The following is a 12,121-nucleotide window of genomic DNA, read 5'->3' on the forward strand; positions in this document are numbered from 1 at the left end:
GGCAACCCCCCACCGCCCGGCCCGTGCGCGGTCGGGCGGCGTCGCTACGCGCGGTGGCTGCCCGCGTGCGCCTCGTGTGCCTCGTACGCGGTGCCCGCGCCGCAGCCGTCGGCGCCTTCGCGTTCGGGCGGGCCGGGCTGCAGCTGCACCTGGATCAGCGGGATGCCGCGGTCGACCTCGCACCAGATGCGCTTGCCCGCGCCCTCCGGCTGCCAGCCCCAGCGGTCGGCCAGGCCGTCGACCAGTTCAAGGCCGCGCCCGCCGGTGTCCTCGCCCTCCGCGTGCCGCTGCTGCGGCGGGCGGCAGCTGGCGTCGGCCACCTCGACCCGCACGGTCCCGGCGTTGCCCGGGGCGCCCGTCGAGCCGAACAGCATGCGCAGCACGGCCGGACAGCCCGTGTGCACGACCGCGTTCGTGACCAGCTCCGAGATGAGCAGGATGAGCGTCTCGGCCAGCGGCTCGTCGTCTCCTATCCCGGACCCGACAAGCCTCGAACGCGCCCATCTGCGAGCCCGTCCGACCTCCGCGGGGTCGGGCCCGACCTCCAACTGAACCTGAAGCACCTGCACCGCTCACACCATCCGAACCGGCGGACACATCGCCTCGCGCCTCCTCAGGGTCACGGAACGTGATTCCCTTACGAGACAGCATGGTTGACGTACAGTCACCGCAACAAGCGCTTCGGGCATATTCCAACGCGAAGGAGTACGCGTGGTGCATACTGTGCGACGCGCGCCGCGGAGAGTCGAACAGAGGCGCGCGGTCGCCCCGGGAATCGCTTCCCCGGCAGGCCCGGCGCTTCCGTGTGGATCACGAGCAGGGCACCTCTCGCGGACCGGAGCAGCCGCACAGGCCACATCCGGATCGCCAGGTTCCAGAACCACTCGCATCCAACGGAGCGTACCCGAGCCCGGCGCCGACTCCGGCCCGTGACGAATTACGCAAAGGACACAAGCCGGTATCGGGACGTGCCGACTGCGCTGCGTCACTCCGCAGCGTGAACCTCAGGGGTCCGTCGCGTCACGTGCGTGCACCGGGCACCCATGCACCCCGCTCAGCCCAGACCGGCCGCCAGCACCTCCTCCGCGTCCGCCGCCGTCAGCCACTGCCCGGACCGCAGCCAGGCCCGCTTGAGACGCAGATGGACATCCGCCTCCCAGGTGAAGCCCATGCCGCCGTGCACCTGGAGGCAGTCGCGGGCGTTGTCGACGGCCGCCTCGTCGGCGAGGAGCTTGGCCGCCGCGGCCTCCACCGGGTCCCCGGTCACCGCGGCCGCGTAGACGGCACTGCGGGCCGGCTCGGCGCGCACCAGCATTCCGGCGCACAGATGCTTGACCGCCTGGAACGCCCCGATCGGCGCACCGAACTGTTCCCGCTCACGGGCGTGTTGGACGGCCGCCTCCAGGCTGCGGCCGGCACTGCCGAGCTGTTCGGCCGCCGCCAGCAGCGCACCCTCGCACCGCAGCCGCGCCCCGTCGGGCAGCACCTCACCTTCGTACGCGGACAGGTCCGGCACCCGCCACAACGGCGTTCCCGGATCGAGCGACCGCACGGGCTGCGCCTCGCCCACCAGCCGCCGCAGCGCCCCGCCGCTCACCAAGCGGGTCCGGTCCCCGTCCAGGACCAGCAGCGCGTCGGCCTCCTCCAGGTGCCCCACGGGCCGCCCCGCCTCCGCCAGCGCGACCACGGCCTCGCCCTCGGCCGCCCCCTTCACCACGCCTGCGGCGAGCTGGGTGGCGGCCAGCGGCCCGGGCAACAGCGCCCGCCCCACCTCCTCGAACATAAGTACGGATTCGGGCAGCCCGAGACCGACCCCGCCCGTCGCCTCCGGCAGCCGCAGCGCGAAGAACCCGGCCGCGCCGAGCTCCCGCCAGAGCGCCCGGTCCACGCCTCCGCCCCGCTCGTGCGCCGCCCGCATCCGGTCCCGGTCGAACCGGCCTGCGAGCAGGCCCCGTATCCCCGCCCGCAGGGCCCGCTGGTCCTCCGAGAGCTGGAAGTCCACTCCCCGCTCACCGCCCCTTCGGCAGGCCGAGAATCCGCTCGGCGACGATGTTCCGCTGGATCTGCGAGGTGCCGGCCGCGATCGTGTACGAGAGCGAGGAGAGCCGGTCCAGCACCCACTCCCGGTCCAGATCCAGGGCGTCTCCGGCGCCGAGCACCTCCGCCGCCGCCTCGTACAGCTCCTGGCGGACATGCGAGTACCGCAGCTTGAAGACCGAACCGCCGATCCCGGGCACTCCCCCACTGGCCTGCGCCTCACTCACGTTCCACTGGGTGAGCCGCCACAGCGCCCGGAACTCGGCACTCAGCCGCCCCAGCCTCCTGCGCAGCACCGCGTCGTCCCAGCGCCCGTTCCTGCGGGCCTCGGCGGCCAGCGCGTCCAGCGTCCGGCGGCAGGCGACGACCTCGCCCACGAAGGCCGTGCCGCGCTCGAAGGAGAGCGTGACCATGGTGACCCGCCAGCCGTCGTTCTCCGCCCCGACGCGGTGCGAGACGGGCACCCGCACCTCGTCGAGGAACATCTCGGCGAACTCGGTGGACCCGGCCAGCGTCCGCAGCGGCCGGACGGTGACGCCGGGAGCGTCCATCCGCATCGCGAGCCAGCTGATGCCCCGGTGCTTCGGCGCCTGCGCATCCGTCCGCACCAGCAGCTCGCACCAGTCGGCGACCTCCGCGTGCGAGGTCCAGATCTTCTGCCCGCTCACCACGTAGTCGTCGCCGTCGCGCACCGCCCGGGTCCGCAGCGAGGCCAGGTCCGATCCCGCGTCCGGCTCGCTGAACCCCTGGCACCACATCTCCTCGCCCCGCAGCACCGGCGGCAGCCAGCGGGCCCGCTGTTCGGCGGTGCCCTCGGCCGCGATGGTGGGACCGGCGTGCAGCAGCCCGACGAAGTTCGCCCCGACATAGGGCGCCCCGGCCCGCTCCGTCTCCTCCAGGAAGATCAGGTGCTGCGTGGGTGTGGCGCCCCGGCCGCCGGCGTCGGCGGGCCAGTGCAGGCCCGCGTACCCGGCGTCGTACAACAGCCGCTGCCAGCCGGCGTCGTACGCCCTGCGGCCCGGCCAGTCACCGGGGTCCGGCTTCGCGGGCAGCCCCGGGAGCACCGAGCCCAGCCACTCCCGCAGCCGCGCCCGGAAAGCTTCCTCTTCCTCCGTGTAGGCAAGGTCCATGACGCACGCGCCTACTTGTCGAGGTCGAGGCCGAGCATCCGGATCGCGTTGCCGCGCATCAGTTTGTAGACCGTCTCGTCGTCCAGTCCCTTGACGTGGTCGAGCGCGACCTCCTTGGTGTGCGGGAAGGTCGAGTCCACGTGCGGGTAGTCCGTCTCGAACGTCGCGTTGTCACGCCCGACGACATCGAGCGAGGCGACGCCGTGCTTGTCGCGGAAGAAGCAGCAGAACATCTGCCGGTAGTAGTACGTGGACGGCGGCTCGGGAATCAGATCGCGCACCCCGCCCCACGCCCGGTGCTCCTCCCAGACGTCGTCGGCGCGCTCCAGGGCGTACGGGATCCAGCCCATCTGGCCCTCGCTGTACGCGAGCTTGAGCTGCGGGAACTTCACCAGCACGCCGCTGAAGAGGAAGTCCATCATCGAGGCCATCGCGTTGTTGAAGGAGAGCGAGGCCTGGACGGCGGGCGGGGCGTCGGGCGAGGCGGCGGGCATCTGCGAGCTGGACCCGATGTGCATGTTCACGACCGTGCCGGTCTCCTGGCAGACGGCGAAGAACGGGTCCCAGTACCCGGTGTGGATCGACGGCAGCCCCAGATAGGTCGGGATCTCCGAGAAGGTCACCGCCCGCACCCCGCGCGCCGCGTTCCGCCTGATCTCCGCGACGGCCAGACCGATGTCCCAGAGCGGGATGATGCACAGCGGGATCAGCCGGCCGCCGCTGTCCCCGCACCACTCCTCGACCATCCAGTCGTTGTACGCGCGCACACAGGCGAGCGCGACCTCCTTGTCGTGGGCCTCGGCGAAGGTCTGCCCGCAGAAGCGCGGGAAGGTGGGAAAGCAGAGGCTCGCCTCGACATGGTTGAGGTCCATGTCCTTGAGCCGCTCGACGGGGTCCCAGCACCCGCGCCGCATCTCGGCCCGGGTGATTCCCTCCAGCGTCATGTCGTCCCGGTCGAACCCCACGGCGGCGATGTTCCGCTTGTACGGGAACTTGAGGTCCTCGTAGATCCACCAGTCGGTCGGCGGCCCGTCCGGGTCCATCGTGATGACGTACTTCCCGCCGGTGTACGCCAGCTCCCCGATGCCCGCGGTCAGGGGCTGTGGTCCGCGCTCGCGGTACTTGGCGGGAAGCCAGGTCGAGAAGAGGTGCGGCGGCTCGATCACATGGTCGTCGACGCTGACGATCCGAGGCAGTTCCGTCATGGTGTCCCCTTCGGCGCACACATTTCTGATGACCCGTCAGATTGACGTCGCCCACAGGCTAGCCCCGCACCCCTGGACCGACAAGGCGCAGCGCTCTACGCTCTCCGCACGATCTGACTACCCGTCAGCTATGGGGGGTTCGCCGTGAACGAGACCGCACACGCCCTGGGTGCATCGGGCACCTTCTGGGAGCTCATCGAACGCCGGGCCGCCCTGACACCGGAGCGGCCCTTCCTGATCCAGGACGACCGAACGCTCACCTTCGGCGAGCTGCGCACCCGGGCCGAACGGGTGGCGGCGGGCCTGTACGGCCTGGGCGTACGCCCCGGCACCGTCGTGGCCTGGCAGCTGCCGACCCGGGTGGAGACCGTCCTGCTGTCCTTCGCCCTGACCCGGATCGGCGCCGTGCAGACGCCCGTCATCCCCTTCTACCGCGACCGCGAGGTCGGCTTCGCCCTGCGCGAGTCGAAGGCGGAGTTCTTCGCCGTACCCGGCACCTGGCGCGGCTTCGACCACACCGCGATGGCCGCCCGCCTGTCGGAGGACCTGCCGCACCCGCCGCAGATCTTCGAGGCGTACGGCACTCTCCCGGACGGCGACCCTTCCGTCCTGCCCCCGCCGCCCGCCGACGGCACGTCGATGCGCTGGATCTACTGGACCTCGGGCACCACGTCCGACCCCAAGGGCGTGCTGCACACCGACCGCAGCCTGATCGCGGGCGGCTCCTGCCTGGCCCACGCACTGCACCTGTCGGCCGACGACATCGGCTCGGTGGCCTTCCCGTTCGCCCACGTCGGCGGCCCGGACTACACGGTGATGCTCCTCCTCTACGGCTTCCCCGCGGTCCTCTTCGAGCACTTCTCGATGCCGGACGCGCTCGCGGGCTACCGGCGCCACGGGGTGACGGTCGCGGGCGGCTCCACCGCGTTCTACTCCATGTTCCTGACCGAGCAGCGCAAGGACCCGGCCACCCCGGTCGTCCCCACCCTCCGGCTGCTGGCGGGCGGCGGCGCCCCGAAGCCCCCGGAGCTCTACCACGCGGTGGTCCGCGAGATGGGCGTCCAGCTCACCCACGGCTACGGCATGACCGAGGTCCCCATGATCACGATGGGCGCCCCCGACGACACGGTGGAACAGCTCGCCGAGACGGAGGGCCGGCCGCCCGAGGGCATGGAGATCCGGATCACCGACGAGGACGGCAAGCCGGTGCCCTACGGGGTGGACGGCGAGGTCCGCCTGCGCGGCGAGGCGGTCTGCCGGGGCTACCTGGCCGCCGCCTCCCCGTTCGACGCCGAGGGCTTCCTGATCACGGGGGACGTCGGGCACGTCCGGCCCAGCGGGCACCTGGTGCTCACCGGCCGGCTGAAGGACATCATCATCCGCAAGGGCGAGAACATCTCGGCGAAGGAGATAGAGGATCTCCTGGCCCGCCACCCCGGCGTGGGCGACGCGGCGGTGATCGGCCTCCCGGACCAGTCACGCGGCGAGCGCGTCTGCGCGGTGGTGGAACAGCCCCCGGGGGCCGCGCCCCTCACCCTCCCCGAGCTGACGGCGTACCTGCGGGGCGAGGGCCTGTCGGTCCACAAGCTCCCGGAACAACTGGAACTGGTCGACGCGCTGCCGCGCAACGAGGCGCTCCGCAAGGTCCTGAAGTACCAGTTGCGGTCGCGGTTCGGGGGCTGACGGTGCGGGGTTCCGCGGGTGCGGTCTGGGGTTCCCGCGGGTGCGGGGTTCCGTCCTCAATCGCCGGACGGGCTMGYGTGGTGCGGGCCACCCGTGGGGTGCGCGTCACGTCCGGTGGGTGGGGGRGGGGTCCCTCCGGGGAGATCTCCTCGGAACTGGCGTGTTCACCCGGGTACGCAGACGYCCCGGGTCGTACGRCATTTCCTGCGGGGACTCCCCTGCACGCCCCCACCCGGCATCAGCCGCGTCRGCACACCGGAGTGACGACTGTCGCAGACGCGAGGCGGCCGGTCCGGGGCCGTGCAGGGGAGTCCCCGCAGGACGACGCACATCGACCCGGGTCCTTCACGTACCGGCGGAACGTGCGGCGTCCGAGGAGATCTCCCCGGAGGGGCCCCGGACCCCCACCACCGGCGCAGGCGACCCGCACCCCGCGGGGAGACCCGCACCACRCKAGCCCGTCCGGCGATTGAGGACGGAACCCCGCACCCCGGAAAGGGGGCAGCACAGGGCCCCGGGACCCCCACTGCCGCCCGCCCAAGGGCTACGCGTCGGGTTCGATCACCGTGAAGTACGCGGCGAACGCCGCCACCGCGTCCGCCTCCGCGATCCGCCCGTCGCGGTCCGCGTCCAGGCTCTGCGCGGCGAACGCCGCCGCGTCCGCGCTCGCGCCGAGGACCCGCAGGGCCCGCTCGACGGCGGACACCGCGGCGGCGCCGTCGTTCTCCTGGTCGGCCACGGCGATGGCCGCCCGCAGGAAGGGGCGGGCGATCTCGGCGAAGCGCTCGGGGCTGTCGCGGAGGCGTTTCACCGCGCCGCCCACGAATTCCTCCCGGGTGACCCGCTGGTCCCCGTCCACGTCGGCGATGCCCGCCATGCCCTGCCAGAACGCCTCGGCGCCGCTGTAGAGCGCCTGGCCCTTGTCGCAGCGGGCCGTCGTACCGAATTCGGTGAGCAGACGGGCCGCGGCTGCACTGAAATCCGCGCGATCGATGTATCCGTTGCCGTCCTGGTCGAAGGCGGCGAAGCGGAAGGCGATCTTGCGCTCATACTCTGCGCTGTCCATGCGGGGAGCGTACGACGCCCGCAGACGTCACGTGTCACTTACGCGCGTCACCGGTGTGACAACCCGGTATTAATGTCCGCCGAGGCGCGTGGCCCGCGGGTGTTCAGGCCGAGAGCGGCTGGGCTTCGTCGTCGACGGCGGAGTCCCAGTCCGGGTAGACCTCGAACAGCCGCCGTACGCCCAGCGCGCCGAGCACCCGGTTGACGTGGGAGCCGTCCTCGGCGCCCCGCGCGGGCAGGATCAGCCGCAGCCGGCCCCCGCAGGAGCGCATCAGACGGCGGGAGGCGATCAGGACGCTGACGCCGCTGGAGTCGCAGAAGAAGACCTCGGAGAGGTCGAGTACGACGTTGTGGCGGCCCACGGCCACCGCGTCGTGGACGGACTGGCGGACGACGGGTGAGGTCACCAGGTCCAGTTCGCCGTGCATGTGCAGTACGGTCCACTCGCCCCGCTCGGTCTCGGCCACTCTCAGTGTCACGCGACTGGGCCTCTCGTTCCGGGGATCCCGGGGGATTCCAGTGATCCGGAAGTTTGCGTTCCTCCTCGCGGCTGCCCCGGCGTACTCCCCATGAAACACCGGCTCCCGCAGGAAGGCCCAGAACGGTTTCGGGCAGAAATGATCACTTCGGGTCCGATTCCGACCCTGTGGGGCGCCGCATTCCCTACCATCCAGGGCGATCGCGGGGACGTACTTGCCGCAAAGGGGCGTGCTCGGTCAGCCTTGCCGACTACATTCGATGTGACGAGGGGTACAGGGCACGAGGCCCTGACGGGACAGGGCTGGGGGTCGGATGGCTAAAAACGCACCACCCCGCTGGGACCGCAGCATGCAGCAGCGGCTGGCACGCGGCGAGGCCGCGGCCCTCGGCGAGCTCTACGACCGGTTCGCCTCCCTCGTCCACAGCCAGGCCAGCCGGATGCTCGACGACGAGAGCGCCGCGGACCTCGTCACCCGCGAGGTGTTCGGGTACGTGTGGGAGAACCCGAACGCCTACGACCCCAAGCAGGGCTCGATGCGCGCCTGGGTCGCCCGGCTCACGCACCGCGAATCCGTACAGCGGCTGCGCGGCACCGCCGCCCCGCGCACGGACGACGAGTACGGCGGACACGGGGACGACGACCGGGACGGCGCGGCCGGCATCGCGCCGCCCGATCTGGAGGAGCGGGTGCGGCTGGCCACGGCGGCCGCCCGGGCCGACTACATCGTCGCGTCCATGCCCGCACCGCTGCGGGCCGCCCTGGAGCTCGCGTACATCCAGCGCCGCGACTACCGGCAGACCGCGACCGACCTCGGCGTCACCGAGGACGAGGCGCGGCGCCGGCTGCGGCTCGGGCTGCAACTGCTGTCCACCGCGCACACCCGTCCGCTGGAGGGCTCCTCGCCGCCCGGATACGGGCGGCCGCTGTGACCGACGACCCGGACGGCCGCGACGAGGGCGGGCGCGGGGGAGACGGACGGGACGACGAGGTGCGGGGCGCCCGGCGCATACCGGGCCCCCGGGCCGCCGCCGACGACTTCGACCCCGACCGGTTCGTCCCGCCACCGAAGGCCGTCCCCGTGACCCAGGAACCCGACGCCGGACAGCCCGCCCCGAAGCTCCCGCACGGCGTCCTGAAGGCCCTCCTCGGAGCCTGGGCGCTGACCGCGTGCTCGGCCGCGGAGACCGAGGCCGTCGAGGAGCACCTCACCGAGTGCGCCCCCTGCGCGGACGAGGCGCTGCGCCTGCGGGACGCGGTCGGCCTGCTGCACACCGACCGCAGCCTGGACCTGGATCCGATGCTCCGGAGCCGGGTGCTGGAGAACTGCCTGAGCCGCCGGCCGGCCAAGATCCCGGTGCCGGAGTGGGCGTCCCCGTACGACGCGGAGACGGCCCGGCTGGACGCGCTGCTGCGCGACATCGGTGACTCCGAGTGGCACGCCCCGGTCCGGCTGAAGTGGTTCGAGGGCGAGCACGGGGTGAACCGCAAGACGACGGTCGCCGGCGTCATCGGTCATCTGATGACCGTGGACGGCCTGGTCAGCACCGCCCTCGGTCTCGACGACCCGCTCGCCGAGAGTGTCCCCGATGCCCCGCGCCGGGGCTCGGGACTGCCGCTGGCCCCCACGCCCCGCACCGAGACGTACTGGTCGGCCGCCCGGCGTCCGCCGACCCGCACCGTCCGCGAACCGTGGCGCGACCAGAGCCACACCCTGATCCGTACCGTGTCCTTCGCGGGGCGCGGTGTCTCGGAGCTCTCCGTCTCCTACGGCGACTTCGCCCTGCCGTTGCAGGACGCCATGCTGGACCGCGCCTTCGAGTGCTGGGTGCACGCCGACGACATCGCGGAGGCGGTGGACTACCCGTACGAGCCGCCCTCCGCCGCCCATCTGCACCGGATGATCGACCTCGCCGCGCGCCTCCTGCCGGCGGCCCTGGCCGAACGGCGCCGGGCGGGGCTCGCCGGTCCGGCCCGCCATCTGGTGACGGCCGGGTCGCCGGGCCGCTCGCTCCATCTGGAGGTCGAGGGTTCTGGCGGCGGCAACTGGTACATCGCGCTGGACTCCCCCGCCGCCCTCGGATCGCCCGATCACACGGTGGCGCAGGTCGCGCTGGACGGGGTGGAGTTCTGCCAGCTGGTGGCGGGGCACGTGCCGCCCGTGGAGGCGGCCGCCGGTCAGCGCGGGGACCGCGAGGCGATCCGGGACGTGCTCTTCGCGGCGGCCTCGCTCAGCAGGCTCTGAGGCCCTAGGCGAAGATGACCGTGCGGCGGCCGTTCAGCAGGATGCGCCGCTCCGCGTGCCACTTCACCGCACGCGCCAGGGCCTGGCACTCCACATCGCGTCCGATGGCGACCAGCTGGTCCGGCGTGACGCCGTGGCCCACCCGCTCGACCTCCTGCTCGATGATCGGCCCCTCGTCGAGGTCGGCCGTGACGTAGTGCGCCGTCGCACCGATGAGCTTCACCCCGCGGGTGTGCGCCTGGTGGTACGGCTTGGCGCCCTTGAAGCTCGGCAGGAACGAGTGGTGGATGTTGATGATCCGGCCGCTGAGCTGCTTGCACAGATCGTCCGAGAGGACCTGCATGTAGCGGGCCAGGACGACGAGCTCCACGTTCTCCTCCCGTACCAGCTCCAGCAGCTGCGCCTCCGCCTCCGCCTTGTTCTCCCTGTTCACGGGGATGTGGCGGAAGGGAATGTCGTACGAGGCGACCAGTTCGGCGAAGTCCGTGTGGTTGGAGACGACCGCCGCGATGTCGACCGGCAGGGCGCCGATCCGGGAACGGAACAGCAGGTCGTTGAGGCAGTGGCCGAACTTGCTGACCATCAGCACGATCCGCATCCGCTCCGAGGAGCGGTGGATCTGCCAGTCCATCCGGAAGGAGTCACCGATCGCCGCGAAGCTCGCCCGCAGCTTCTCCGGCGTCACCGGGCTGTCCGCCGAGAAGTGGACGCGCATGAAGAACAGACCCGTGTCGTGGTCCCCGAACTGCTGGCTGTCCTCGATGTTGCAGCCGGTCATGAAGAGATAACTCGACACGGCGTGCACGATGCCCTGTTTGTCGGGGCACGAGAGAGTGAGGACGTACTGCTCGGGGGCGGTGTCAGCAGGCTGCGGCGCGGTCATCCCCGTAGCGTGCCACACCGTCGACCTCCGCGAGGCGGCCTCTCAGCTCCTGGTCATGATGCGGAGCACGTCCAGTGAGCGCGGCGGGACGTCCGGGTCCTCGCCGTCGTTCGTGGCGAGCAGCACATGGGCCTCGCGGGCGGCCCTGACGGCCTCCGGCCAGCCGTGGTGCTCCAGATAGGCGGAGACGGGGGCATCCGCGCCGACCTGGTGCATGATGCGCAGCACCCGCAGCACGGCGACGTCGACGAGGGCCGCCTCACCGGAGTCCCGGAAGACCGTGCCGACGTACTTCTCGGCGGACCAGTTGTCGAGCCAGGTGTCCTCGACCAGGCGGTACACGGCGTCGGTGACGTCGCCGTATCCCTCCCGGCCGGCCAGCCAGCACTCGTGATGGAAGACGGGGTCGGAGAGCATGTGCAGCGCCGAGCGCACGTTGCTGCGCCAGCGCCACCACGGAATGTCATTGAGCGGCATGCCGCCCATGGTGGAGGAGCGACGGCCGCGACGGGAAGAGTTCTCGGAACCTTGCTGCACGGTTGTCGATCGTACGTTCCCTTTCCGGCTCTCCGTACGGCCCCCTGTAATTCACCTGGCCGTCACCGAACGTTGAACGGAGCACACTGCGGCGTTACCCGGGGACGGGAAGTGTCTGTGTTCATGACCGGACGGCGACGCCCCCTCTCCCCCCGCCCCTTCAGATTGCTCACCGGTGCGGTGGCGGCAGGGGCTCTGCTGATGGCCGGCTGCGGTGTGCTCCCTGGGGCCTCGGGGGACTCCAGGGAGCCCGTCACCGTCATGACGTGGGCCCCGAGCGGCGCCTCGGGGCCGGACGCCGCCAACATGGCCGGCATGACCGCGATGGCGCAGACGTACGCCCGCTGGATCAACGGCGAGGGCGGGATCGACGGGCACGAACTGCGCGTGGTCACCTGCGACGAGCAGGACAGCTCGATCGGCGCGGGCAACTGCGCCCGCCGGGCCGTCAAGGAGAAGGCCGTCGCGGTCCTCGGCTCCTACAGCCGGCACGGGCGGGCGTTCATGGCACCGCTCGAAGTCGCCGGGATCCCCTACATCGGCGGCTACGGCGCCTCCGAGGAGGAGTTCCGGAGCTATATGTCCTACCCGGTCACCGGCGGCCAGTCGGCGCTCCTGGCAGGCAACGCGAAGCAGCTGGCCGCCACCTGCGACGAGGTCTCCCTGGTGCGTCCCGACACCCTGGCCGGCGACAGCCAGGCGTGGCTCCTCAACACCGGCCTCACCGAGGCGCCGCTCGGGGCCCACGTCATGACGGTGACGGGCTCCCTGGAGTCCCCCGAGGCCCCAGGGAGCACACCGCAGCCGGCCATCAGCAGAGCCCCTGCCGCCACCGCACCGGTGAGCAATCTGAAGGGG

At 71.8% G+C, this 12,121-nt stretch carries 12 protein-coding genes; 4 read left to right on the top strand and 8 right to left on the bottom strand.

What is annotated here, in order from left to right; all coding sequences use genetic code 11:
* Nucleotides 1-44 precede the first annotated feature (44 nt).
* From EAO72_RS23765 to EAO72_RS23780, 4 genes are all read right to left on the bottom strand, one after another.
* Entirely contained in the window at nt 45-569 is a 525-nt protein-coding gene (locus EAO72_RS23765) for an ATP-binding protein (protein ID WP_261991614.1), read from the bottom strand.
* Between the two features lie 485 nt (nt 570-1,054).
* Nucleotides 1,055-2,002 carry an acyl-CoA dehydrogenase family protein gene (locus tag EAO72_RS23770; protein ID WP_148019292.1) on the bottom strand — a complete coding sequence of 316 codons (948 nt, stop codon included), beginning with the start codon at nt 2,000-2,002 and terminating at the stop codon, nt 1,055-1,057.
* Between the two features lie 7 nt (nt 2,003-2,009).
* Nucleotides 2,010-3,167, bottom strand: coding sequence for an acyl-CoA dehydrogenase (locus tag EAO72_RS23775; protein WP_148019293.1), 1,158 nt, complete (start codon nt 3,165-3,167; stop codon nt 2,010-2,012).
* Nucleotides 3,168-3,178: 11 nt separating this feature from the next.
* Entirely contained in the window at nt 3,179-4,372 is a 1,194-nt protein-coding gene (locus tag EAO72_RS23780) for an amidohydrolase family protein (RefSeq protein WP_148019294.1), read from the bottom strand.
* A 144-nt stretch (nt 4,373-4,516) separates the two neighbouring features.
* On the opposite strand from EAO72_RS23780, the gene EAO72_RS23785 reads away from it, so the two are divergent.
* Nucleotides 4,517-6,055: a class I adenylate-forming enzyme family protein gene (locus EAO72_RS23785; protein WP_148019295.1), complete on the top strand. Its 1,539-nt coding sequence runs from the start codon at nt 4,517-4,519 to the stop codon at nt 6,053-6,055.
* Between the two features lie 544 nt (nt 6,056-6,599).
* Here EAO72_RS23785 and EAO72_RS23790 read toward each other — a convergent pair.
* Nucleotides 6,600-7,121 carry an EF-hand domain-containing protein gene (locus EAO72_RS23790; protein ID WP_148019296.1) on the bottom strand — a complete coding sequence of 174 codons (522 nt, stop codon included), beginning with the start codon at nt 7,119-7,121 and terminating at the stop codon, nt 6,600-6,602.
* 103 nt (nt 7,122-7,224) lie between these two features.
* Nucleotides 7,225-7,599 (bottom strand): STAS domain-containing protein, encoded by a 375-nt coding sequence (locus EAO72_RS23795; RefSeq protein ID WP_148019297.1) that lies wholly within the window; start codon nt 7,597-7,599, stop codon nt 7,225-7,227.
* Between the two features lie 313 nt (nt 7,600-7,912).
* Between EAO72_RS23795 and EAO72_RS23800 the strand changes: the two genes are divergently transcribed.
* The gene (locus tag EAO72_RS23800) at nt 7,913-8,530 is read left to right on the top strand and encodes an RNA polymerase sigma factor (RefSeq protein WP_148019298.1); all 618 of its coding nucleotides are present in this window, start codon (nt 7,913-7,915) and stop codon (nt 8,528-8,530) included.
* Nucleotides 8,527-9,843 (top strand): maleylpyruvate isomerase N-terminal domain-containing protein, encoded by a 1,317-nt coding sequence (locus tag EAO72_RS23805; RefSeq protein WP_148019299.1) that lies wholly within the window; start codon nt 8,527-8,529, stop codon nt 9,841-9,843. Before EAO72_RS23800 ends, EAO72_RS23805 begins: the two co-directional genes overlap by 4 nt.
* 4 nt (nt 9,844-9,847) lie before the next feature.
* Here EAO72_RS23805 and purU read toward each other — a convergent pair whose 3' ends face one another.
* Nucleotides 9,848-10,726, bottom strand: coding sequence for a formyltetrahydrofolate deformylase (gene purU, locus EAO72_RS23810; protein ID WP_148019300.1), 879 nt, complete (start codon nt 10,724-10,726; stop codon nt 9,848-9,850).
* 42 nt (nt 10,727-10,768) lie between these two features.
* Nucleotides 10,769-11,212: an SCO4402 family protein gene (locus EAO72_RS23815; protein WP_148019301.1), complete on the bottom strand. Its 444-nt coding sequence runs from the start codon at nt 11,210-11,212 to the stop codon at nt 10,769-10,771.
* Nucleotides 11,213-11,386: 174 nt separating this feature from the next.
* Between EAO72_RS23815 and EAO72_RS23820 the strand changes: the two genes are divergently transcribed.
* Nucleotides 11,387-12,121 (top strand): ABC transporter substrate-binding protein (locus tag EAO72_RS23820; RefSeq protein WP_148021999.1); only part of this gene is annotated, 735 nt, incomplete at its 3' end.

It is taken from the genome of Streptomyces sp. OR43 (genome assembly GCF_008042275.1).
Lineage (GTDB): Bacteria > Actinomycetota > Actinomycetes > Streptomycetales > Streptomycetaceae > Streptomyces.